Origin of the sequence: Pseudomonas sp. 5C2 (assembly GCF_034314155.1) — a bacterium.
In the GTDB taxonomy this organism is placed as follows: domain Bacteria; phylum Pseudomonadota; class Gammaproteobacteria; order Pseudomonadales; family Pseudomonadaceae; genus Aquipseudomonas.
Map to the genome: position 1 here is coordinate 1,610,430 of NZ_JAVIWH010000003.1, position 24,037 is coordinate 1,634,466.

Sequence of the window (24,037 nt, forward strand, 5' to 3'; positions counted from 1 at the left end):
AGACTAAAGAGGCTAGACCCCTGTGGCATTGACGATTCTTGGCCTGTCCGGCGCCCTTAGCCATGATCCTTCCGCAGCCCTGTATATCGACGGCAAGCTAATTGCGGCCGCTGAAGAAGAGCGCTTCGTTCGCGATAAGCACGCAAAGAACCGCATGCCCTACGAGTCGGCGAAGTTCTGTCTGGAGCAAGCGGGTATCAAGCCTTCGGACGTTGACGTGGTGGCGATTCCTTTCGCCCCTATCAGCCTGTTCGGCAAGGCGCGTTGGCACTATGCCAAGCGCTACTGGTACGCACCTGATCGCGCCCTTGATGCGCTGCTGATGGGCAACCGCCGCTACAAACGCTATCGCAACAAAATCGTCTTCTGCCTGGAGCAGTTGGGCTTCGATCCGAAGAAAATCAAGATCGAGCCTGTCGAACACCACTTGGCCCACGCCTCTAGCGCTTACCACTGCTCCGGTTTTCAAGAGAAAACCGCGATCATGGGCATCGATGGCAAGGGTGAGTACGCCACGACGTTCTTCGGCTATGGCGAAAACGGCAAGATCCACAAGATCAAAGAGTTCTTCGACCCGGACTCCCTCGGCGGCCTATACGGCGCGATCACCGAATTCCTCGGCTTCGAAATGCTCGACGGTGAATTCAAGGTCATGGGCATGGCGCCGTATGGCGATGCCAGCAAATACGATTTCTCACGTCTGGCGACGTTCGAAAATGGTGAGTTGGTCATCAACACCGACTACGCCAACGTGATCGGCCTGCGTCGCTATAAAGAGAAGGGCAAAGGTTTCTACTTCTCGCCTAAGCTCATCGAGTGGCTGGGTCCCAAGCGCGAAGGCGACATAGCGGACGAGCCCTACATCCACTACGCCGCAAGTATGCAAGCGCTGTTCGAGAAACTGTCGCTGCAAATGATGGACTTCTACCTGGGCGATATCCTCAAGGAGACCGGCAAGCTGGCCTTCGCAGGCGGTTGTGCACTGAACGTCAAACTGAACCAGAAGATCATCGCACGTCCGGAAGTCAAAGAGCTGTTTGTGCAACCTGCCTCCGGCGATGCCGGGACCGCTGTGGGCGCTGCGGCTTATGTGTCTCACGCGCGCGGGGTACCCGTGGAGAAGATGGAACACGTCTATCTTGGCCCGTCGTACAGCAACGAAGACGTGATCGCCGCTTGCGCTCGCCACCCGAGCAAACCGGTCTGGCGCAAGATCGACAACACTCCACAGCGCATCGCCAAAATCATGGTCGAAGGTAACCCAGTCGCCTGGTTCCAGGGTCGGATGGAATTCGGTCCGCGAGCCTTGGGCGGTCGTTCGATCATTGGTTGCCCGAGCATTGCTGGCGTGGCCAACCGTATCAACGAGCAAATCAAGTTCCGTGAACGCTGGAGGCCTTTCTGCCCGTCGATGCTCGATACCGTTGGCCCACAGATGATCAAGGTCGATCACCCGGCTCCTTTTATGACCTTCACCTTTGAAGTGTCGGACGAGTGGAAGAGCCGTGTGCCGGAAGTGGTCCATGAAGATGGAACCTCCCGCGCACAGGTGCTGGAGCGCAAATACAACCCGCGCTACTACGACATGATGAAGGCGCTGGAAGAACTGACCGGCAACGGCGTGTCGTTGAACACCTCGCTCAACCGTCGTGGCGAACCGATGATCTGCTCGCCGACGGACGCCTTGAATATGTTCTTTGGCTCCGATCTGGAGTACTTGATCATGGAAGATATCCTGGTGCTCAAAGACGGCGTGGATGCTTATGACACTTTCGGCTGAACGCCATGTGCTGCAGTTTTGTCACGGCTATGACGGGCCGTTTCTCGACTGCGCCCGGCAATACGCCAGCCTGTTTGCGGGAACGGGGTATCGGGTGACCACGGTCTTTCTGACAGGCGATGCCGATGCCGATGTCGCTGCCGACTGTGCTTCGGACGAAGTGCTGTTCATGGAGTACAGTTCCAAAGCCATCCGGGGGCTGAAACTGGGGGCGATATGCGACTTGCGCAAAATCGCCCGGTCCCGAAACTTCAGTTTCTGTATTGCCCATCGTTTCAAGCCTATTTACGTCGCGTTGCTGGCCACCACTTTGCCGGTGATCGGCGTACATCATGCGTTTGGTGATTATGCGCGCCGCAGTCGCAAGCTGTTCGCGCACCTGTTGCGCAAACGTTTGAGCCTGCTTGGCGTTTCCGATGCGGTGCGTGATGACATGCGCCAATGCCTGCCGACATGGCCGAACGGGCGTATTCGTACGTTGTACAACCGTGTTGATATCGATGCGCTGCAAGCCAGTCAATTATCCAAAGCCCAGTCGCGTGATGTGCTGGGTCTGCCTGCCGATGGCTGGATTGTCGGTAACGTGGGCCGACTTCATCCCGATAAGGACCAGGCCACTCTACTGCGAGGGTTTGCTACGGCCTTGCCCTCTTTGCCAAAAAACAGCTATTTAGTGATTGTGGGTGTCGGTCGTCTTGAGCAGGCGCTTAAACAACTGGCAGAGGAACTTGGGGTAAGTGATCGAGTTCTGTTTCTGGGGCAGATCCCAGAGGCGCGCCGTTATTTTCGTGCGTTCGATGTCTTTGCTTTGAGTTCTGATCATGAGCCGTTCGGCATGGTACTGCTCGAAGCCATGGCTGCCGGTGTCCCTCTGTTGGCTACGGCGTGTGGCGGGGCCAAGGAAGTGGTCGAGGGCGTGGGTATTTTGTTTGCGCAAGGTAGTGCCGAGCAGTTGGCCCAAGGGCTTGAACACCTTGCCGCGCTTAATGATGAACAGCGTCAGGACTGTGCTCGTTTGATGCTTGAGCGCCTTCGTGAGCGTTTCTCTGACCAGGCGGTACGTGACGCATTCTGGCGTTTGCCACAGGTGACTGACCTGACTGCGGAGGTTTGATGCTCAACCGATTTCAAGGCTGGCGTGAGCGCGGTTGGTCGGCAGTTGATGCGTGTACCTATGCCGCCGCCTGGCAGCAGTTTGGCGGCAGTGTGGCGACTCATCCGTTGGTGGTCGAGCGCTTGGCGCACCTGGCGCAGATTCCGGTTCGGTACCTGGCCTGGGAGCAAAAGGGTGAGTTGAAGGCATCTATTGCGACTTGGGGCCGCGATTTGGCGCTGTCCAAGGATGTGCTTAAGCGTTGTGGCAAGAAAGGCCTGTTCGACCTGGGTAATGCCGAGTTGATTTTGCCTGTGGCGGCGGATGCACAGGTTGCTTTGCGCCACCGTGGCCGTTATTTGTCGTCATTGCATGACGGGCAGATCACCACTCTGCAACCGCAGGCTGAACAGTTGGCGATGGCGCGTACCCCTGAAACGTTATCGAAGAAGTTTCGCTATAACCAGCGACGCGAGTTACGGTTGCTGGAGGAGGCAGGCGGTGTGGTGCGGCCCGTCAGCGAGTTTGGCAGTCGGGAGTTGGCGGCGATTTACTGCGACCTGTTTCAGCGGCGCTGGGGCTTCCCTGCGACGGGTGCCGAGCGCATGGCCGAGGTCGTCGAGCTATTGCGCGAACTGCTGATCGGGTCGGTTATTTTCCTCAATGATGCTCCTATCGCCATTCAACTGGTGTATAGGGTTGAGGCGCCGCAGTGGGTCAGTGTGGAGTACATCAACGGCGGCGTAGACCCCGAGACACGTGAGTTCAGTCCGGGGAGCGTGTTGAGCTTTCTTAATACCCAAAGTGCCTGGGAGCATGCCAGGACCTTGGGGAAGCCCTTGCGCTTTTCGTTTGGTCGAGCGGATCGAGAATATAAAGAGCGTTGGTGCAACCCTGTGCCGGTATTCAAGGTATGAGTCAGGACGTCAGTCGAAAGCAGCAGTTGCTCAAGCGTCATCGGCGGCATAAACGCATTGTTTTATTGGTGGGGCTTGTGCTGTTAGGGGCCCTTGGGGTCCTAGTTGCCTGGTGGTTGCCGCTCCTGCTCGGTGTGCTGGTGTGGATTGCCCATGAGGCTTGGTTCGCCGACCATCTGTTCTATTCGCCCAAGGATGATTATCAGTACACCTTCCCATCGGACAGTCGTGTGCTTGAGGTTCGCCTTGAGGGACAGCACTTGTTGATGGACACGCCGCTGGATCCCGCCGCCGATCAAACGCTGGTGCTGGCGTTGCAGGTCAAGAGTACGTGGCTGGGGCGTTTCTTTGATCCTGTGGTGATGGTGCTCGATGGTGATCAACAGGACCGTCAGACATTTGAGCGCGGGGTCAACGGCTTGCGTTATCTGAACCTCAGTACGGTTGCACAACCCTTGGCGCGTGGTGAGGTGCGCTTGCGAGGCCGTTTCTGTCGCCTGAAGGGGCTGCCGAAGTTGTGGTCTTTTCAGTATCCGGATTACAGACGTCAGCGGGTCATGGTGATTGCTCCCCATGCTGATGATGCCGAGTTGGCAGCGTTTGGTTTGTACAGTCAGGCTGATGAGGCTTGGATCGTGACCCTGACGGCAGGTGAAATTGAAGCGCAGCATTACCAGAAAATGGGACTCGACCCTGTTGAAGCGGCTCGAATCAAGGGCCGCTTGCGGGCTTGGGACAGCATTGCGGTGCCGCGTTGGGCTGGCGTGCCGCAGGAACATTGTGTGCAGCTCGGGTATTTCTGCCTGCAGCTTACCGCGATGCAAGCGGCACCCGATAAGCCTGTTGGTTCACGCGAAGCAGCGTTGAGTGATACCCGCTTGTTTCGCCAGTTCAACGCGTTTGTGTTGCCCGGCGACACAGATGGTGCTCCGACTTGGAATAACCTGCTGGCGGATTTGCGAGCGCTCCTTATCCGGGCCCGGCCGCAGGTGATTGTGATGCCCCATCCGACACTGGACCCGCACCCTGACCATATTTGTGCCCAGGCTGCGGTTCTGGAAGCGTTAAAAGGGTTGGAGTGGCAGCCGCAGGCATTGCTCGGTTATGCCAACCACCTCCATGACAATGATCGCTGGCCAATGGGGGATTCGGGAGCCGGTATTGCGCTTGCGCCTGCGTTCGATCCAGATCAGGTTTTGCAGCCTTGTGTTTACTCTCTGACACTGGAGCAGCAGCGGGACAAGGCGATGGCGCTGGGAATGATGCATGATCTGCAAACGGCCGTGCCTTTCAAGCGACGACTACGACGTTTGATACAACGGCTATTGGTCGGCAGGGCATCGTCACCCTACGGGGAGAATGAGTTTTTTCGCAAAGCGGTCAGACGTCACGAGTTGTTCTGGTTTCTGCCACGCAAATAATGAAGCAGCCTAGGGCGGAACATGGCCTAAATAAAAACAATGTACAGTGAGTATTTTGTGAGCAAGCCAAATCCGCGGATTCTTTTTATCATTCCTTACTTTGGCCGTTGGCCGTTCTGGATGCCTTTCTTTCTTGAAAGCTGTCGGCATAACGCAGATATCGACTGGCTACTGTTTAGTGATTGCGGTATTCCAGAGAACCTTCCAGATAATGTCAGGGTTGAAATCATTGATTTTAAGAGCTATTGCCAGTTGGTCTCGGATCGTTTGGGTATTCACTTCTCGCCCGTAGCAGCTTATAAATTGTGCGATATCAAACCAGCCTTGGGTTTTATTCATGCCGATCGCCTTGACGGTTACGACTTTTGGGCATTCGGCGATACTGATCTAGTCTACGGTGATCTGCGGCGCTGCTTTGCGCGAGAGCGTTTGGCTCGCTACGACCTGTTTTCGACCCATGAACGGCGTGTGGCCGGGCATTTGTGTTTGATGCGCAACTCAGTGCGCAGCCGTGAACTATTCATGCGGATTAAAAACTGGCGTAAGCGTTTTGCCGATCAACAGCAGCATGCTTTGGATGAAGGTGCATTCAGTCGTATTTTTCTGTGGCGTAAAAATTTCCCGAGGCCGCTGTTCAATCTGGTGGGGAAATTTAATCCGTGGCGGCGACGCAGTGAATTTACAGAAGCATTCAGTACACCGGGCGGCTGCATCAAGTGGCATGATGGCTCTCATGGTTTCCCCTCTCGCTGGCTATGGCACAAGGGGCAGTTGACCAATGAGCAGGATGGGAGTCGACCTTTCCCGTATTTTCATTTTATGTTTTGGAAGCGGCATGAGTGGTCGAGTTTGCCAGCGCCCGACCCTGAAACGGTAAAACACTTGGCGGCGCAGTCGGCTTGGGTTATTGATGCGTCAGGCTTTCAGCGGGGAGCGGTATGAGTCAGCGCTTAAAAGTGCTGCAGTTGCAGCCGGATTACAACGTTAAGGCTTACGATTTCGCTGATTTGGCGGAACAGATTGTCAAAGCTCTGCCCGCAGATCGCTATGACGTGACGGCGGCGTTTATGCGTGGCAAGCCGGACTCTGGAGGCGCGGTGAGTCGCGCTGACCGCTCAGTGTATTTTGAGTTTCCCGAAAAATCGCTCAAGGGCTTGCGCCTGCGCGCTATGTGGCGGCTTTTTTGGTTTTGCCGCAAAGAACAGTTCGATGTGGTGATCTGTAATCGCTTCAAACCGGTCAATATGATGCTCCAGCTTAATCGTTGGCTGAAGATCCCTTTGTGTATCGGCATTTCCCATGGGTTTGGCGAGTACGATCGATTTTATCGCCGGCGCCAAGCTCAGGGCCGGATTGATAAGCACTGGCGTTTTGTCGGCGTCTCCCCGGCAGTCAAGCAGTACCTGATTGACTGCGACTGTGGCTTTACCGATGAGAATACCTACGCCATCACCAATGCTATCGACATTGAGCAAGCTGAAGGCCTGCAGTACGCTCGAGAGCAGGCTCGGCAGTTGCTGGGGCTTGATCCCTCCGTACGGCTGGTTGGCGCATTGGGGAGGCTGGTGCCGGTCAAGGGGCACACGTACCTCTTGCAGGCTTTTGCCGCTCTGAAAGACAAGTACCCGAATGCTCAATTGGCAATCATCGGAGCGGGGCGTGAGGAGTCGCGACTGCGTTGTGAAATTGAACAATTGGGGCTGATCGGCCGCGCTCATTTACTGGGTTTTCGCGAAAATGCACTGCAGTACGTCAGGGCTTTCGATATTTGGACCATGCCCTCCCTGGCTGAGGGCTTGGGGTTGGCGCTGCTTGAAGGCATGAGCGGGCATCTGCCGGTTATTGCTTCCAGTGTTCCAGCCATGCTCCCGCTCATTCACGGTGCCGGTGGGCTTGCCGTAGAGCCGGCTAATGTTCCCGCGCTTAAGGCGGCCCTGGATGAGTACTTGAGCCTCTCGGATGAAGTGCTTCAGGCTAAGGGTGAGCAAGCCTATCGTTATTTGCTGGCTCAGCACGATATCGATGTATTTCGTCAGGAGTATCTGGCGTTGATTGAGACAGGTCTGGGCCTGGCGCAGAAGGGGGTTTTGTGACAGGCGATCAACCACGGGTGACGGTGATTATCGCCTCCTATAACCATGGCCCCTATATCGAACAAAGCATTCTGAGCGTCCTGAACCAGACGTACCCGCATATTGAGTTGCTGGTCATCGATGATGGTTCTAAGGATGACAGTGTCGAGCGTATTCGCCGCCTGCAAACCCGCTATGGTTTTGATTTTAGGGTCCAGCAAAACCAGGGTTTGACCCATACCCTCAATGACGCTATCGCGCGTTCAACCGGCAGCTTGATCGCCCCTTTCGGGTCGGATGACATCATGTTGCCGGAGCGTATTGCGACTCAAGTGGCATACATGCAGGACAAGCCGGAAGTCGGTATTTGCGCGGGCAATATCGAATTGATTGATGCTGAGGGCAACCTGTTTCCCGAGAAGCGTCAGCGCCGGGAGGTACCATTTCGTCGCCTTGATTTCGATGATATGTTCTTGGAGCGAAAGCCCTATCCACCAGCCCCTACGTTATTGATCCGGCGTGAAGCGCTGGAAAAAGTCGGCGGTTTCGACCCTGATATTCGTTTGGAAGACCTGTTGATTGAATTGAAAATCACCCACGCCGGGTATTTTATCGATGGCCTGAGTGTATTGATGGCGCGCTATCGTAAGCACGCTACCAACTCGTATAAAAACCACCGATTCATGATTGATAACATTCTGCGCTCGTATGCGCTATTCAGTGACCATCCGCGTTATGAGGAAGTGCGTTACAAATTCCTCAACTCCATGTTCCTGAAAACATCCAATCGTGACCGCCCACTGGCTCGTGAGCTTTTGGCGCAGTTGCCCTTCAAGGCTTGGACGGGCAAAACCTGGCGCGCACTAGGGCGTTTGTACTTTTCGCGCTTGGAAAAAAACTGAGCGAGTATTCTTACGGGTTGGATTCAGCGGTTTTTGAACAAGCGCATGGCGCGTCCTGAAATCCGAAAGTTACCAAAAACAGAACGTGGCACGGCTCGTTTCAGAGAGCGCTATCCCGGCTATCACATCGGTCGTGGTAGCTGCGGTTTGCCTCAGGTCCACGACTGGCCAGAGGTTGAGTTGCAGAGCGTTTTGAGTAAGCTCTGCAGTTCTGATATGGATGATTTCCTGACGTATACCCGAGAGCGTCGACCGCGCTGCCCCCTCTATTTACGCTGGCCGTGTCGACTCACCCCGCCTTTACTGCAAAAGCCAGCACATGTTTGTGCATGTTATCCACTGCTCGTTTCGGCGCCAATTTACCGTACCCTTGGAGTAGAGCCTGTAATTGCTCTTCAAACAGCCAGCGCCTGTCTTCGGGGTAACGCTGTATATGCCGTAGATTTCGCTGGCGTAGCGACAAATTGAGCGGCGAGGGCAGGATTCGCATGTCGGCCAGGTCGATTAAGCCAAACTCGCCGGTGTCGAGCAGCAGGACATTGCCCAGGTGAACCGAGCGAAAGTAGATGCCTCGGTCATGCAGTTGAGCCAGAAATTTGCCAAAGCGCTCGACCAATGCCTCGCGAACGGCAGGCGCGCCCGTCGACTGCAGAATTTGGCGCAGGGTTTGGCCTGACAGCGGTTGGTAGAGTACGGCACTGCTTCCATCATCCAGTTGATACAACTTGAGGATGTCCGGGCTTGGGATATCCAGGCTGCGCAGGTGCTCACTGTTCGAAGCGAAGCGTTCAGAGTAGGGGGTGAAGTGCCCCGATGTGTACCAGCGCCGAGGGCGGAACAGTTTTAGGAAGTGGCCGTTGCTGAGCCGTAATACTTTGGGTCCCAGCCCATCCTTCTCGACGACATGAGCGCCGTCTGCCAATTGCGTCATAGCGCTGGTGGTTAGAGGCTCGACGTGTATGCCTGGGAGTCGGCCGCTACGCCGGCTGATGTTAAGGGCGGCAATCAGGGCCAGCGGGATAACCAACAGGTACCAGTGTTCTTTAGGGCGACTCAAAATGCCGCCACCTTCTGTCAGCCCTGCACCCATACCGAAAACCAGCCATGTGGAGGCGATGATAAACAATGGGTGCGCCCGTTGCCGCCAAGCGCTCAGCAGTGCCCATGCCTGCATGAACAGCCAGGGTATGAAGCCAATGATGCCGACATAGTAGAGGACGCCAAGTGCAAAACTGTGGGGTTCTTCCAGAAGATAGCCGACCCCGACATCAAGGCTCAGTGACGCGTTTAGACCTTTGCCTATCCAGGGGTGATGGGCAATCTGTTCGAGGGCCAGTTTCCATAATTCGAAACGATAGGACCCTCCCCGAGCGGTAATAATCCCAGAGAACTCAAACACCACAATGGCAGCACAGATGGCCGTGCCGATCAGTACGAATAAGGAGCGGCGATTCCAGCAGACAAAGCAGAGCCACAGTGTTGCAAGGGCCAATGCGACCAGCGGAGTTCGGGAGCCCGTCGCCATCACCGCCGTGAACATTACGATCAATGCGGGGATGCTTAGCCAAAGTACCGCTCGTCGCTTACAGGTCATGCTCAGGCTCAGCCAATAAATGCAGAAAAAGCCAAAGACGTGGGAACTCAGCAGTGGATTGTCGAAAGCGCCGGCTCCGATCATCCGTAGGTCGGGAGAGTAGGCTTTGGCGAACGCATACAAATTGAAGAGTGAGGCAATCAGCGCAACCACGGCGGCCCCAAAAAACAAGGGTTGCAGGTATTCGCTACGGTAGCGCACCAGTAATACGCAGCCGATGAACAGCATGAGCGTGTGCAGTGGCGGCTTTATCAGTCCTCCGATGCTTTCGTCGAGGGGGCTCCAGAATAGGCTGATCAGTGACCAGGCTAAAAAGGCCAGAAAGCTCAAAATGAGAGGCTCGTGTAGCAGGTCACGCAGTTCTCGGGGGCGCAGGCAAATGGCGATCAGCGTTGGAATGCTGAACAGTGCGTAATAAAGCTTGTGATGCTGCGGACGTCCGGGAAGAAAAAACAGGTCGCATAGCAATAGGAAAAAGCCGATGGGAATGATCCACAGGCAAATAAACTCGAAGGCTCGATTGGAGGCATGACGCAGACCGCTGTAGTGCATACGAGAAGCTCGCTCCAGAAGGTGATTAGCTATCATAAGTTGATGGCAATTTGATGTTGTTGCGTGGGCTGAGCAGGCTTGTATTCTAAACCGCTGCCAGTACATCAGAGAAGCTGTGCTAAAGTCAGCCTCCTTTTTCAATTACCGCCGCGTGATATGACCGAATCCAGTCCCTCCGGTAGCCCTTCGAGCATGAAGATCTACTTCCGCTTGCTCGGCTACGTCCGACCCTATGCCGGGATTTTTCTGATTAGCATTGTCGGGTTTGTGATTTTTGCTTCGACGCAGCCAATGCTGGGGTACATCCTAAAGTACTTTGTTGATGGTCTGTCCAACCCGGAAGCCGTGTTGTTCCCCAGTGTTCCTTACCTGCGCGATTTGCAGCTGCTGCAGGCTGTGCCATTGTTGATTGTCCTGATCGCGGCCTGGCAGGGGTTGGGATCCTATCTGGGTAACTACTTTCTGGCAAAGGTATCGCTAGGGCTGGTCCATGACCTGCGAATGGAGTTGTTCAATAACTTGCTGGTCTTGCCGAATCGTTATTTCGACCAGAATAACTCGGGGCATCTGATCTCGCGTATCACCTTTAACGTCACCATGGTCACCGGGGCGGCAACGGATGCGATCAAGGTCGTAATCCGTGAGGGAATGAGCGTTGTCTTCCTGTTTGCCTCGCTGCTTTTTATGAACTGGCGTTTGACGCTGGTGATGATTGCCATTCTTCCAATGATTGCATTCATGGTCGGTACGGCCAGTAAAAAGTTTCGCAAGCAAAGCAAGAAAATACAGGCCGCGATGGGCGACGTCACCCATGTGGCGTCTGAAACTATCCAGGGTTATCGCGTGGTCCGCAGCTTTGGCGGCGAGGCCTACGAGAAACAGCGGTTTCTCAACGCGAGCGAAAGCAATACCAACCGGCAATTACGCATGACTCGCACCGGGGCTATTTACACCCCGATGTTGCAGTTGGTGATTTACACGGCCATGGCGGTCTTGATGTTCCTGGTGCTGTACCTGCGTGGTGATGCTTCTGCGGGCGATATGATTGCCTACATCACCCTGGCGGGTTTTTTACCCAAGCCGATTCGTCAATTGTCTGAGGTCAGTTCAACCATCCAGAAGGGCGTTGCGGGTGCTGAGAGCATTTTCGAACAGTTGGATGTCGAGCCTGAAATGGACGGCGGTACCCTTGAACGCAGTTCGCTGACAGGGCGGTTGGAGGTGCGGAATCTGAGTTTTACCTATCCGGGAACTGATCGTCTGGTCCTGGATAATATTTCCTTTACCGTTGAACCGGGACAGGTCGTGGCGCTGGTAGGGCGTTCTGGCAGCGGGAAGTCGACGCTGGCCAGCTTGATTCCGCGCTTTTATCACCATACGGACGGTCAAATCCTATTGGACGGTATTGAGGTTGAGCATTACCGCTTGCTCAATCTACGTCGGCACATCGCCCAGGTCACCCAACACGTCACGCTGTTCAGCGATACCGTGGCTAACAACATTGCGTATGGCGATTTAGCAGGCGCGCCGCGTGCGGCCATCGAGAAAGCTGCGGAAGATGCCTATGCCAAGGATTTTATCGAGCAGTTGCCTAAAGGCCTGGACACCTTGGTGGGCGAGAACGGTGTCTTGTTGTCGGGTGGGCAGCGTCAGCGTTTGGCGATTGCTCGGGCACTGTTGAAAAATGCTCCGTTGCTGATTCTTGATGAAGCAACATCTGCTTTGGATACCGAGTCTGAACGGCATATTCAGGCCGCACTGGATCAGGCGATGAAGGGACGCACCACGCTGGTCATTGCTCACCGCCTTTCGACCATTGAGAAAGCCGACCTGATTTTGGTCATGGACAAAGGACAGATTGTCGAGCGAGGCACTCACGCCCAGTTGCTGGCCCAGAATGGCTACTATGCCAGGCTGAACTCAATGGGTTTGGATGAGCCGACGACCTCCGGGATAGCCTGACGCTTGACCAGAGGGTGGGCTCCCGCCCTCTGGCGCATTGTCCTGCGATGTAGAGTGAATCATGTGTTTTGTATCGTGAAGCTTGCGATCTTGATCAACTCTACATACGGACAGTGAGTACGCTTGGTATTGTCTCCAGCCACCAGTTGGTCCACGTCGACGAATACGTCTATTGGCAAAAAGCGCTCCTTGCGGCATTGTCGACTAAAGACTGGCGCTGATTCGTAGCACGTAGGCAGGATTTTAGTGAGGCTCTTGGGTATCATTGGACCGTTAGGTGCCTAAGGGCTTCGAGGGTGTCGTGCTGAAACAGCAACAGCTCCCACGGAAGATGGGCGATTTATTTTTAAACCGTAGCGGTGTTTAGGGAGGGGGATGATAGTTGTCGTTGTCGTTGTTGTTGATGGTCTTTTCCATCTTCCCATCATGTCTCCCGCGTAAGCCTTTATCGCCGCCTCGTCATCGACGCATTCTCAGCCGGGGCGCTGATGTTATCGCCATCTTATCTAATCGACTGTTTTGGGGTCGCCGTGTCGGCCAGTATTCGCTCATCAGTTAGCCTGCGGGACGGAGCCTCCCTGCCTCTCTGTCTTGGGCCTGTCTCTCTATGACTGACGAGATATCCAATAGTTCGTGGGCGGATAAAGCTCGAGCCATGGATCGTTATCGCTGGCGGTTGTTACGTGAGCGCCATAGCTGGCTTGGCAGCGTGCTTCGATTTGCGCGCGACGCCCTGAGTGACTGTCTATTTGGCTGGAGAGCGCAGGCCAGGTTGAGTGCTGAAGTCGTGGCTGAGCCCTGTGATTTTCTGTTGCTGCAATCAGCCACCAAGGTCATTGCTTTTCAGCGCAAGAAACTGTTGATCACCGCTTTACGCGATCATCACTACCTTTTGGTTGAAACCGCTCTGCAAGACCAGCCGACAATCCTCGCGCGGCGCCTGCTCAAGCGTCCACCGCAAGCTGTGCCGTTGCGCTATTTTGGCTATGCCGCTTATGCGGAGTGGCTGGTTGCACATCACCAGCCGAGAATTTTGCTCAATGACCGTAATGGCAGCCTGTATGCGCCGTTTTTGCGTTTGGCATTGAACCAGCGGCAATGTTTGTTGGTGCATCTGGCGCACGCCACGACGGTCGAGTCATCCAGCCGTCTGAGTATGAATGACTACGACTACTATTTTATGTTCGGTCACAGTTCTCTGGAGGCTCTGCAGTCACGGCCGCTACGGTTTGGCAACTCCAACGCCGTGTTGTCGGGTTCGCACATGATTGACCTGTCTTACGATTTGCTGCCGGCGACGCCCGAGCGTCGAGTCCTGTTGGTACTCGGTGTGGGGCCGGATAAAGAGAAGGAACCGGGTTACCAGAGAACCTATGCCTTACTTTACGAATGGGTGTCTCAACATCCGGAGTTCCAAGTGTTGATCAAGGCGCACCCTCGCAGTCAGATACCGTTCTGGCAGAAAGCGGCGCTGGACTTGCCCCATGTTCAGGTGTTGCCCCCTGAGTGCAGTTTGGCGGCCGCATTGGATAAGGCCTCTATCGTGATCAATATCATGTCCAACGCTGTCATTGAGGCCGCACTGGCACGACGACCGATTATTTATGTCAATGCCAGTGAACATCACGATATTTTTTCCCAGGAGCGTTTTCTGGGCCGTCGAGTGGCCACGGTTGCGGCATTGTCGGAGCGTATTGTTTGGATTCAGACGCACTATCGGCAGTGCCTTGAAGAGGCTGAGCGTTTTGCCGAGTTTCATTTGGTTAATGGGGCTGGGGCGCTGGACAGAACCGTCAACCTGTTGGTTGACCTATTGAACGCCAAGCCTGTGCCTAGCCAAGTGCTTGATGGCACGGTTTAGTCGCCAATGTGAGTAAATTCATTCGGATGAAGGGTGTGAGTCGCGGTGGTATGAAAAGCATAATTTGGCCGTTTGAGCACGCTTGCGTCATCAATCTCGACAGCCGAAATGATCGCTGGTCACGGCTGCAGAACCACTTACAGGGTTTGGGCTTGGAGGCCGAGCGCTTTTCTGCGGTCTCTCTGCATGAGCTTGGCGATGACCAGCCTTCGCAGTCGCTACGCGAGTTCCTTTTGCGTACTGACGGGCCGAGTGATAAGTCAGAGCATAAGCTGCTGGCCACTTGGGCGTGCATGCGCAGCCATTTGGCGGTGATCGCCAAGGCGAGAGCTAGCGGTTGGCCTTACGTGCTGGTGCTTGAGGATGACTGTGAGTTTGAAACCTTTACTCCGGCGGTTCTGCGGCGCGTACAGGCCCAATTGCAGGGGCGTGATTGGACCCTGCTCTATTTGGGGGGCACCCTGAAGAAGGGCGGCCAGGCCCGCAAAGTCTCACCTAACTTGACGGCCGTGACTCGCGTGCGCCTGGCGCATGCCTATGTGGTCAGGGCTGAGCTTTATGACAGAATTTTGCAGGAGGCTCCCGTTTCTGGCCTGCCACTGGACTGGTATTACTCGGAAATGCTGTTGTCCACGACTCGGGCTTTTATCGTGCAGCCAATCCTGGCTCGACAGAGCTTGATGGTAATGAGTGATATTGAGCAGGTGGTTCGAAAACCGAAGCTTAAGACTCGACAGTGGGTCAGTCGCTTGGCCGCACGGTTGCGTTATGGGGTCTTTGGCTAAAGGCCTGCGCGACGTTCGCTTTGTGTGCACATGCAGGTCGGTTCGTCAGGTTTGCCAAGGTGATTATGCAATGCCTTGGAGATACGGCTCAACGAGCAGGGTGTGCATACCTTTGTGCTCGATGGCGATAACGTGCGCAGTGGCCTGAGCAGTGATTTGGGTGTGTGTGCCAAATCGCGAACGGAAAATATCCGCCGAATGGCGCACTTTGCTCGCCTAATGGTAGATGCTGGCTTGGTGGTGATTGTCTCGGCGACCTCACCTTTGCGCCGGGAGTGGCAACCCCTTCGATACAGTCGACCTAGGGGCTGTTCACCCTGTGTTAATATCGCGCCCCTGTTCATTTTGTATTTGGGTTGCCCATGAAGTTGTCCATGCCGCGTTTCGATCAAGCGCCTGTCTTGGTAGTTGGCGATGTCATGCTCGACCGTTATTGGCATGGCGGTACCTCACGGATTTCACCGGAGGCACCGGTGCCGGTGGTCAAGGTCGAGCAGATAGAGGATCGCCCAGGCGGTGCTGCCAACGTTGCCTTGAATATTGCAGCCCTGGGTGCGCCAGCCTCGCTGGTGGGTGTAACCGGGGAAGATGAGGCGGCCGAAAGTCTGGCCAATAGCCTGAAAGCGGCGGGTGTGACCGCACGTTTTCAGCGCATCGCCCATCAACCGACCATCGTTAAACTGCGGGTCATGAGTCGTCACCAGCAGTTGCTGCGTATCGACTTCGAAGAACCGTTTGCCACCGATGCCTTGGCGCTGAGCGCAGATGTCGAAGACATGCTCGACGGCATCAAAGTGCTGGTGCTGTCCGATTACGGCAAAGGCGCGCTGAAAAACCATCAAGTATTGATTCAGGCTGCGCGTGCTCGGGGTATCCCTGTCCTTGCTGACCCTAAAGGTAAGGATTTTGCGATCTACCGCGGCGTCAGCGTGCTTACGCCGAACCTCAGTGAATTCGAAGTCATTGTCGGCCATTGCTCCGATGAGGCTGAACTGGTCGCCAAGGGCGCGAAGTTGATGAGTGAGCTGGAGCTGGGTGCATTGCTGGTGACCCGTGGCGAACACGGCATGACCCTGTTGCGTCCTGACTGTCCGGCCCTTCATTTGCCGGCGCGTGCCCGTGAAGTGTTTGACGTCACGGGTGCGGGCGATACCGTTATTTCTACCTTGGCGGCGGCGATTGCTGCCGGTGAAGAGCTGCCGCACGCCGTTGCGCTGGCCAATCTGGCCGCCGGCATCGTGGTCGGCAAGCTGGGTACAGCCGCTATCAGCGCGCCGGAGTTGCGTCGTGCGATCCAGCGTGAAGAAGGCTCGGAGCGTGGGGTGTTGAGCCTCGATCAATTGCTCCTGGCAATCGACGATGCGCGTGCGCACAAAGAATCGATCGTCTTCACCAACGGCTGTTTCGATATTCTCCATGCCGGGCATGTGACCTACCTGGAGCAGGCGCGCGCGCAAGGCGATCGGCTGATCGTTGCGGTCAATGATGATTCGTCTGTCAGCCGCCTGAAAGGGCCTGGACGGCCGATTAATAGTGTCGACCGACGCATGGCTGTGCTGGCGGGATTGGGCGCTGTGGATTGGGTGATCAGCTTTCCTGAGGACACCCCGGAAAACCTCCTGTCCCACGTCAAGCCTGACGTGTTGGTCAAGGGCGGGGATTACGGCATCGATCAAGTGGTCGGTGCTGAAATCGTTGAAGCCTATGGTGGCAAGGTGAAGGTGTTGGGGCTGGTTGCCAATAGTTCGACCACCGCTATCGTCGAGAAAATTCGCAGGCAGTGATGGGGGGAGGCGTCAGCCGTGCTGACGCCTTCATCGCGAATAAGACTGCGCGTTCCGATTGCTCCCGCACTGCGACTGCTCCGCAGCCTTCGGCAACTCCTACAGGTGAGACGCCAATCTGTGGGATCACTTGCTCAGGGTGCTTCGGGCAAGGTCGATCAATTGCCGGGCTTTGCTCGTCAGGCGCTTGAGGCCGGTCTTCTTTGGCGCTGGGGTCAAACCCTGTTGCCGGAGCCAATCCTTCCAGCGAATCCGCTCATCACGCACAACCCAACCTTCCTGCGGTGCAAAACTTTCGGCCAGGTACAGGCCGCGGGTGCTGGCCGGTTGCAGCTTGTCGCGCTTGAGGGTGTACAGCTCGGGTTTGGGCAAGCCATTTTCCAGGGGCATCAGGTACAGGTCGGGGCGGCTGCGGTTGAGTCGTGCCACCAACTGATCGTTTTCCAGGCTCTCATCAACGTGAAACAGGCTCATTGGCCGCGCTTCTTTGGGCACTTCCAGACGCATGTCGTAAATCAGCTGCAGAGACGACGTCGGCAGGTGCACGTAAGCACGCGGGCGCTCAATCAGGGGCATGCTCCCGCAGCGCACGGGTCTGGCAGCACCGGACAGCGGGCTTAAACGAAAAGGCAGGGCTTCGCGGTAATGCAGCGCCGAGGCATAGGGCGCAGGCAGCCAGGTGTCATTGAAGCGTCCGCTCAGCCAGCCTTGCGGGGTTTCGATCAAGCACTCTTCAGCGACTTCCTGAATGGCGGTGTGCAGTGGCAGATTCAATTCGTGCGCGGGCACGTAGCCGGAAATCAATTTCAGTACGACATCGCCACGGTCTCGCCGACGCTGTCTGACCAGCACCCAGTAATCGCGGTTCTGCCAGTTCAGGGTCAAGCGCACCGACACCCCGAGGTTGGCCAGCTCCACAGAAAAGCGTTCCACATCGGCCACTTCGATCTTGCGTCGACGTTGCAGGGTCTGGGCGAAATTCAACGGCATCCCGATGCTCTGGTAATTCAGGCCTTCGGGAGTGGCTTCGACAGCGAGCGGCAGGGTTTTAAAGTTGTTGGGGTTTTTTCGAATCAACGTTCGCGGCATGTCGGCTCCTTCTTGCGTTGGGGTCGGCCGCCGCCTGAATCAGGTTTGACGGCGAATCACGGCGGCGGCAGTCGCCACGTTATGGGCCAGGTGCAGCGGATTAATAGTCCCGACAATAGCACTGGCGACACCCGGATGGGCAAACAGCAACTCGAAGCTGGCCTGCACCGGGTCCACGCCGGGGCTCAGGCACACATGACCGCTGGCCAGCGCCTTCTTCACCAGGATGGCTTTGCCATGGCTGGCGGCGTAGTCCAGTACCGGCTTTTCACTTTGTTCGTTGAGATTGTAGGTGACCATCGCGCAATCGCCTTCGCGCAACGCCAGCAGGCCGCCTTCGACAGTTTTTCCGGAAAAACCGTAGCCGCGAATCTTGCCTTGCTGCTTGAGTTCGGCCAGTGCTTGATACACACCGGAATCGTTGAGCACGGCCAAATCATTGCCGTCGGAATGGACCAGCACTAGGTCGATGAAGTCAGTCTCAAGGCGCTTGAGGCTGCGCTCCACCGACAGCCGCGTGTGTTCGGCACTGAAGTCGTGGCGCGATTGGCCGCCCTCGAACTCCTCGCCGACTTTGCTGACAATCACCCATTCTTGACGCTGCCCTCGCAGCAATGGGCCCAGGCGCTCTTCGCTGGTGCCGTAGGCGGGGGCCGTGTCGATCAGGTTGATGCCCAGATCGCGAGCCAGCTTGAGCAGCATCTGTGCTTCTCGATCATCGGGGATCGTGAAACCGTTGGGGTATTTGACCCCTTGATCACGGCCGAGCTTGACGGTGCCCAGTCCCAGTGGCGAAACACGCAGACCGGTACTGCCGAGCGGGCGGTGCAGTTCATGCAGGGTTTTCATGGCAGCAGTTGATCCCAAATCGGTTGGGCCATGGGCGGTTTCGGCAGGCCGACGGCTGGCGACTGCGGTGTCGGATGGACACCGTCGCGGGCCAGTGCGGCCAATACCCGATCAGCAAAGTCAGGGGCCAGCGCCAGCTTGGTCGGCCAGCCCACCATCAGGCGTTGTTGCACGGAAAGATAGGCGTTGTCCGGGCGCACCAGGCCGGACTGCGCCGGTTCGGCCCGATCAATACGCAAGGTCGCCCATTGCGCCTGGCTGAGGTCGACCCACGGCAGCAAGTTGCCAAGTTCTTTTTTGGCCGCAGCGATCTGAGCCTCGGGTTCGCGGGCGACGCCCTCAGCTTCGGCCAGATCCCCTCCCAGGTACCAGACCCATTGGCCATCGGCTGCGGGGTGGGTGGTGACGGTGACCCGAGGTTTCGGCCCGCCGCCCAGGCAATGGGCATACAAGGGCTTCAAGGTCGGTCCTTTGACCAACACCATATGCAGCGGGCGGCGTTGCATAGGGGGATGGGACAGCCCCATGGACTTCAGCAGCTCGGCGTTACCCGCGCCCGCGCTCAAAACCACACGCTGGGCGAGGATCTCGCGGCCATCGACCCGCAGGCCGATCAGATCTTCACCTTCGAACAGGGGTTCGATTTTTGTGCCCGCCAGCAGGCTGTCGCCGGACAGTTCGGCGAGACGCTCGACCAGACTGGGCACGTCGATCACCAGTTCGGCCAGTCGATAGACCTTGCCCTTGAACCCGGGATTCTGCAGCGCCGGAGGCAGGTCATTGCCGGTGACGTGATCGACCCTGCCGCGTACGGCCTTGCTGGCGAAAAAACTGGTGAGGTTGCCGGCGAGGGTGCCGGGTGACCATAAGTAATGCGCTTCGGACAGCAAGCGTACGCCAGACAGGTCCAGCTCGCCTTTGCCCGCGAGCGCATCACGCCAGCGACGCGGCATGTCGGCAATCGCTTCGGAAGCACCGCTCAGTGCGCCGTGCAGCGCATATTTGGCGCCGCCGTGGATGATCCCCTGAGACTTTGTACTTTGCCCGCCGCCGAGGCTGGCGCTTTCCACCAAAACGGTCGAGAACCCTTGACGGCGCAGGCGCGCATTGAGCCAAAGACCGGCAACACCGGCGCCGACGATCAGGACGTCAGTGGTCATAGGGGATGGAGTGAGCGCAGATGGCATGAGCGACCTCGGTGGCTAAACGGATGTCGCCATTATAGGGGATCGCGTTTTCAATGCCCGGCGGTTTTCGAGAACAGTTGAATCACCACCACGCCGAGGACGATCAGGCCCATGCCAAGCATCGCGGGCACGTCGAGTTTCTGCCCGTAAATGAACAGCGCGGCGATGCTTACCATGACGATGCCCATGCCCGCCCAGACCGCATACGCGACCCCCACCGGAATGCTGCGCACTACCAGCGTCAGCATCCAGAACGCAATGGCGTAACCCACGATCACCAGCAGCAATGGCAGTGGCGTGCTGATGCCTTTGACCGCTTTCATCGAGACGGTAGCGATAACTTCTGCGCAGATGGCGATGGCCAGATAGTAGTAGGCGGTCATGACGGGATTCCTCTTCATTAGCCACGCATTCTAGAGATTGCTTGGATGGGGTAAAGTCATTACCTATCTTTCTGCGCGATAGGTTGGTGTGCTTTGCAATGGAACCTCGAGCAAATTCGTTTATTCGTCAGCGTAGCCGAACAGCGCTCGTTTTCGGCCGTGGCGCGTGATCTGCAGCGCGCACAATCGGCGGTCAGCAGTGGTATCGCGCTGTTGGAGGCTGATCTGGGAGTCAGCCTGTTCGACCGCAGCAGTGGCCGTCAGCCACGCTTGACCGAAGCCGGTAGTGCGTTGCTCGAAGAAGCGCGAGAGCTGTTGCGCCAGTGTGAGCGTCTGGACGGTCGGGCACTGGCCTTGATGCGTGGCGAAGAGGCCCGCTTGCGACTGGCGCATGACGAAGCCATGCCTTATCAACCGGTGCTGGACAGCCTGGAGGCGCTGGCTGAACAGTTTCCCGGTCTGGAGGTGCAACTGGCCAGCGGCGCCCAAGGTGATGTGGCGCGCAAACTGGTGGAGCGCCGCGCCGATCTCGGGCTGCTGTTTCATCATGAGCAGATGCCCGAAGCTCTGGAACGCCGGGTGCTGGGCAGCGTCGAAATGGTCACGGTCTGTGCAGTGGGGCATCCATTGGTCAACGCGTCACGGGTCAGTCGTCAGCAGTTGGGGCGCCATCGGCAGCTATTGATCGCGCCTCAGCAAAGCGGCTATCCCGGTGGCGAACCCATCAGTGCACAGGTCTGGCGTGCCGACAGCTTTTACGTGATGGCTGAATTGCTCATGCGTGGCCTCGGCTGGGCCTGGTTGCCCCGGCATGTGGTGCAGTACCCGGCTTACCAGCATCAGATGGTCGAGCTGATCAGCGACTGGACCCCGCCGGCCCTGGTGGTGGAGATGGTCTGGCGCCGTGACGAACCACTTGGTCCGGCGGCCCGGTGGCTGGCCGAATGCTTTGCCCGGCATTTGCAGGCGATTGGCTGATAAACTCCGCCGCCATGAATAGAACTCTTTATACCCTGCTGTTTCATCTCGGTTTACCTCTTGTCGCGCTGCGCCTGTGGTTGCGGGCGCGCAAAGCCCCGGCGTACGCGCAGCGAGTCAGCGAGCGGTTTTCGTTCGGTCTGCCGCCCATGCAGCGTGGCGGCATTTGGGTGCATGCAGTGTCGGTGGGTGAAAGCATCGCAGCGGCGCCGATGATTCGCGCCTTGCTGACGCGTTATCCACAGTTACCGATCACTGTGACCTGCATGACGCCGACCGGTTCGGAGCGGATCAAGGCGCTGTTCGCTGACGAGCCGCGCATTCAGCATTGTTATCTACCCTACGATTTGCCTTGGGCAGCCGGACGTTTTCTCGATCATGTCGCGCCTCGGCTCGGGGTCATCATGGAAACCGAACTGTGGCCCAACCACATTCACCAATGCGCCAGGCGCGGCATCCCTGTAGTCCTGGCCAACGCCCGACTGTCAGAGCGCTCGGCACGCGGTTATGGGCGTTTCACCAAGCTGACCCGACCGATGCTTGCCGAAATGAGCGGATTCGCCGTGCAGACCGAAACCGAGGCCCAACGCTTTCTCGATCTGGGGGCGCGGCGCGATTGCGTAGAAGTGACAGGTTCGATCAAGTTCGACTTGAGCATCGACCCGCAGCTGTTGATGCGCGCCGCTGAGCTGCGTGAGCAATGGCACACGCGCCAGCGCCCGACATGGATCGCGGCCAGTACCCACGCCGGCGAAGATGAAACCGTGTTGGCGGCGCACCGTCAGTTGCTCCTCCGCCATCCCGATGCGTTGCTGATCCTGGTCCCGCGTCACCCCGAGCGCTTCAACAGCGTTTACGATTTATGCCAGCAGCAAGGCTTCGAGACGGTTCGTCGCTCGACGGCGCAAGCGGTGACGTCAACCACGTCGGTGTTGCTGGGTGACACCATGGGTGAACTGCTGTTTCTGTACGCGTTGGCCGATTGCGCGTTTGTCGGCGGCAGCCTGGTGCCCAATGGCGGGCACAACCTGCTGGAACCTGCGGCATTGGCCAAGCCGGTCTTGAGCGGCCCGCACCTGTTCAACTTTCTGGAAATCGCTGCGCTGCTGCGTCAGGCTGGCGCGTTGGAAGAAGTGAGTGATGTGGCGGGGCTGGCGGTCGCGGTGCAGCGCCTGTTCGATCAGCCGCAGTTGGCGCGCATCATGGCCGATGCCGGCCTGACAGTGATGCGTGCCAATCAGGGCGCTTTGCAGCGGTTACTGGCAATGTTGGCGCGGGTGGCGAAGCTGTAAGGCCGTCGCAAGCCTCTGTGGGGAAGGCCGTCAATACTCCGAAGGCTTCTCCAGGTTTTTCTGTGCCGCCTTCGCCAGGTCTGGTGGCAGGAAGTCTTTGTCCGGGTTGTAGTCGGCTTTGAGGTAGCGCGACAACCCCTGCAAGTCAGCCGGGCTCAGCGTGCCCGCCGCCTGCTTCAAGCGCAGGTTGTCGATGAGGTAGTCATAGCGCGTGTTGTTGTATAAACGCACCGAGTTGTACAGCTGGCGCTGGGCGTCGAGCACATCGACGATATTGCGCGTCCCGACCTGATAACCGACTTCGGTCGCTTCCAGTGCACTTTGGTTGGAAATGATCGATTGTTTGCGTGCCTGAACCTGTTCGACATCGGTGTTCACGGCGCGGTGCAGGTTGCGGGTATTTTCCACGACCTGACGACGCAAGGCTTCGCGGCGCTGCTCGATCTGGCTCAGGCGTGCATAGGCTTCACGCACTTGTGAACTGGTCAAGCCACCACTGTAGATCGGAATGTTCAACTCAACGCCAACGCTGCGTTGTTCGACGTTGCCGCCATAATTCTGACCCGTGAAGTTGGGGTTGCTGAAACCCAGCGCGTCGTTATCCCCGCGCTTGTACGAAGCGACCGCATCGAGAGTCGGCGCATGCCCGGCTTTGCGTTGGCGCAGGGTTTCTTCAGCGGCGCTCACCGCGTAGTTACTGGCAAGCAGGTTCAGGTTCTGTTGCGACGCGGTGTCGACCCAGGCTTTGGCATCGTTGGGCGTTGGCGCCAACACGGGCAGGGTGTGGACGATGCCTTCGATGGCGTTGTAGTCGCGGTTGGTCAAGGTCACCAGCGCCTCGAACGCATCGTCTACCCGACGCTTGGCGGCGATTCGGTTGGCGCGCGCTGTGTCGTAACTGGCTTGGGATTGCAGTACGTCGGTCTTGTCCGACAGGCCAACGTCAAAGCGCTCGTTGGCTTGATCCAGTTGGCGCTTGAACGCGGCTTCTTCAGCCTTGGTCGAGGCCAGGGTGTCCTGGGCGCGCAGGACCTCGAAGTAGTCTTGCGCACTCTGCAAAATGAGGTTCTGCTCGGTCGCGGAAAGCTCCAGCGCCGCCTGTTCGTTGACGGCCTTGGCGGCCTGTAACTGGAACCAGCGATCCGCGCGGAAGATGGGCTGGCTCAATGTTGCTTGATAGGCCGTGCCGCTACGGGTAGCGGTCATTGAGGGCTGATCCATTTGAGTGCGGGTATTGCTGACACCCGCGCCTGCAGACAGGTTAGGCAGCAGACCGGCGCGAGCCTGGGGCACGATTTCCTTGCGGGCCGAGTAATCAGCGATAGCGGCAGCCAGGTCTGCGTTGTTATTCACGGCATCCTGGTACACGTTGACCAGGCCGGTCTTGGTCGGTATGGGCGCGTCTGCTGCCCAGGCCATTCCGTTGGAAGCACAAGACACGGCAAGCGCCAGTGAAAGTTTGCGCAGCATGAGACGTTCCCTAGAGTTGATAGTGCAATGAGGATGTGAAGATCGCTGCTACGGGGCACGATCCGC

Annotated in this window: 19 protein-coding genes and 1 pseudogene; 14 read left to right on the forward strand and 6 right to left on the reverse strand. The window is 57.1% G+C overall.

Annotation, left to right across the window (positions count from 1 at the left end):
* Nucleotides 1-22: 22 nt before the first annotated feature.
* The 7 genes from RGU44_RS22110 to RGU44_RS22140 are packed head-to-tail and all read left to right on the forward strand — an operon-like array spanning nt 23 to nt 8,185.
* A complete protein-coding gene (locus RGU44_RS22110; RefSeq protein WP_322177532.1) occupies nt 23-1,780 on the forward strand; it encodes a carbamoyltransferase in 1,758 nt (585 codons plus the stop codon).
* Nucleotides 1,764-2,894: a glycosyltransferase gene (locus RGU44_RS22115; protein WP_322278490.1), complete on the forward strand. Its 1,131-nt coding sequence runs from the start codon at nt 1,764-1,766 to the stop codon at nt 2,892-2,894. The genes RGU44_RS22110 and RGU44_RS22115 overlap by 17 nt, the downstream gene beginning before the upstream one ends.
* On the forward strand, nt 2,894-3,790 hold the full coding sequence (locus RGU44_RS22120; RefSeq protein WP_322177534.1) for an antimicrobial resistance protein Mig-14: 897 nt from the start codon (nt 2,894-2,896) through the stop codon (nt 3,788-3,790). Before RGU44_RS22115 ends, RGU44_RS22120 begins: the two co-directional genes overlap by 1 nt.
* Complete coding sequence (locus RGU44_RS22125) at nt 3,787-5,211, forward strand: PIG-L deacetylase family protein (RefSeq protein ID WP_322277940.1); 1,425 nt, start codon at nt 3,787-3,789, stop codon at nt 5,209-5,211. The genes RGU44_RS22120 and RGU44_RS22125 overlap by 4 nt, the downstream gene beginning before the upstream one ends.
* A 57-nt stretch (nt 5,212-5,268) precedes the next feature.
* Nucleotides 5,269-6,153, forward strand: a complete 885-nt coding sequence (locus tag RGU44_RS22130) for a DUF6625 family protein (protein ID WP_322277942.1) — start codon at nt 5,269-5,271, stop codon at nt 6,151-6,153.
* The gene (locus tag RGU44_RS22135) at nt 6,150-7,304 is read left to right on the forward strand and encodes a glycosyltransferase (protein WP_322277944.1); all 1,155 of its coding nucleotides are present in this window, start codon (nt 6,150-6,152) and stop codon (nt 7,302-7,304) included. The genes RGU44_RS22130 and RGU44_RS22135 overlap by 4 nt, the downstream gene beginning before the upstream one ends.
* The gene (locus RGU44_RS22140) at nt 7,301-8,185 is read left to right on the forward strand and encodes a glycosyltransferase (RefSeq protein ID WP_322177538.1); all 885 of its coding nucleotides are present in this window, start codon (nt 7,301-7,303) and stop codon (nt 8,183-8,185) included. The genes RGU44_RS22135 and RGU44_RS22140 overlap by 4 nt, the downstream gene beginning before the upstream one ends.
* A 289-nt stretch (nt 8,186-8,474) precedes the next feature.
* On the opposite strand, the gene RGU44_RS22145 is transcribed toward RGU44_RS22140, so the two are convergent.
* A complete protein-coding gene (locus tag RGU44_RS22145; RefSeq protein WP_322277945.1) occupies nt 8,475-10,331 on the reverse strand; it encodes an O-antigen ligase family protein in 1,857 nt (618 codons plus the stop codon).
* A gap of 156 nt (nt 10,332-10,487) precedes the next feature.
* Between RGU44_RS22145 and msbA the strand changes: the two genes are divergently transcribed.
* The 5 genes and pseudogenes from msbA (at nt 10,488) to hldE (ending at nt 16,723) form a co-directional block, all read left to right on the forward strand.
* Nucleotides 10,488-12,293 (forward strand): lipid A export permease/ATP-binding protein MsbA, encoded by a 1,806-nt coding sequence (msbA, locus tag RGU44_RS22150; protein ID WP_322277946.1) that lies wholly within the window; start codon nt 10,488-10,490, stop codon nt 12,291-12,293.
* 655 nt (nt 12,294-12,948) lie between these two features.
* Nucleotides 12,949-14,154 (forward strand): capsule biosynthesis protein, encoded by a 1,206-nt coding sequence (locus RGU44_RS22155; RefSeq protein WP_322277947.1) that lies wholly within the window; start codon nt 12,949-12,951, stop codon nt 14,152-14,154.
* Nucleotides 14,155-14,204: 50 nt separating this feature from the next.
* Entirely contained in the window at nt 14,205-14,939 is a 735-nt protein-coding gene (locus RGU44_RS22160; RefSeq protein WP_322177542.1) for a glycosyltransferase family 25 protein, read from the forward strand.
* 63 nt (nt 14,940-15,002) lie between these two features.
* Nucleotides 15,003-15,215, forward strand: a pseudogene (locus tag RGU44_RS22165) (adenylyl-sulfate kinase); the annotation flags it as partial.
* Nucleotides 15,216-15,301: 86 nt separating this feature from the next.
* The gene (gene hldE, locus RGU44_RS22170) at nt 15,302-16,723 is read left to right on the forward strand and encodes a bifunctional D-glycero-beta-D-manno-heptose-7-phosphate kinase/D-glycero-beta-D-manno-heptose 1-phosphate adenylyltransferase HldE (RefSeq protein ID WP_322177543.1); all 1,422 of its coding nucleotides are present in this window, start codon (nt 15,302-15,304) and stop codon (nt 16,721-16,723) included.
* A gap of 126 nt (nt 16,724-16,849) precedes the next feature.
* On the opposite strand, the gene RGU44_RS22175 is transcribed toward hldE, so the two are convergent.
* The 4 genes from RGU44_RS22175 to RGU44_RS22190 are packed head-to-tail and all read right to left on the reverse strand — an operon-like array spanning nt 16,850 to nt 20,231.
* Nucleotides 16,850-17,812 carry a metal ABC transporter ATPase gene (locus RGU44_RS22175; protein WP_322177544.1) on the reverse strand — a complete coding sequence of 321 codons (963 nt, stop codon included), beginning with the start codon at nt 17,810-17,812 and terminating at the stop codon, nt 16,850-16,852.
* 39 nt (nt 17,813-17,851) lie between these two features.
* The gene (locus tag RGU44_RS22180) at nt 17,852-18,661 is read right to left on the reverse strand and encodes an aldo/keto reductase (protein WP_322177545.1); all 810 of its coding nucleotides are present in this window, start codon (nt 18,659-18,661) and stop codon (nt 17,852-17,854) included.
* A complete protein-coding gene (locus RGU44_RS22185) occupies nt 18,658-19,848 on the reverse strand; it encodes an NAD(P)/FAD-dependent oxidoreductase (RefSeq protein WP_322177546.1) in 1,191 nt (396 codons plus the stop codon). Before RGU44_RS22185 ends, RGU44_RS22180 begins: the two co-directional genes overlap by 4 nt.
* Nucleotides 19,849-19,898: 50 nt before the next feature.
* On the reverse strand, nt 19,899-20,231 hold the full coding sequence (locus RGU44_RS22190) for a multidrug efflux SMR transporter (RefSeq protein ID WP_322177547.1): 333 nt from the start codon (nt 20,229-20,231) through the stop codon (nt 19,899-19,901).
* Nucleotides 20,232-20,324: 93 nt separating this feature from the next.
* On the opposite strand from RGU44_RS22190, the gene RGU44_RS22195 reads away from it, so the two are divergent.
* Together RGU44_RS22195 and waaA are read left to right on the forward strand one after the other, a co-directional pair.
* Entirely contained in the window at nt 20,325-21,209 is an 885-nt protein-coding gene (locus RGU44_RS22195) for a LysR family transcriptional regulator (RefSeq protein WP_322177548.1), read from the forward strand.
* A gap of 14 nt (nt 21,210-21,223) precedes the next feature.
* Nucleotides 21,224-22,501, forward strand: a complete 1,278-nt coding sequence (gene waaA, locus RGU44_RS22200) for a lipid IV(A) 3-deoxy-D-manno-octulosonic acid transferase (RefSeq protein WP_322177549.1) — start codon at nt 21,224-21,226, stop codon at nt 22,499-22,501.
* Between the two features lie 30 nt (nt 22,502-22,531).
* On the opposite strand, the gene RGU44_RS22205 is transcribed toward waaA, so the two are convergent.
* Nucleotides 22,532-23,971 carry a TolC family outer membrane protein gene (locus RGU44_RS22205; protein WP_322277948.1) on the reverse strand — a complete coding sequence of 480 codons (1,440 nt, stop codon included), beginning with the start codon at nt 23,969-23,971 and terminating at the stop codon, nt 22,532-22,534.
* Nucleotides 23,972-24,037: the final 66 nt, after the last annotated feature.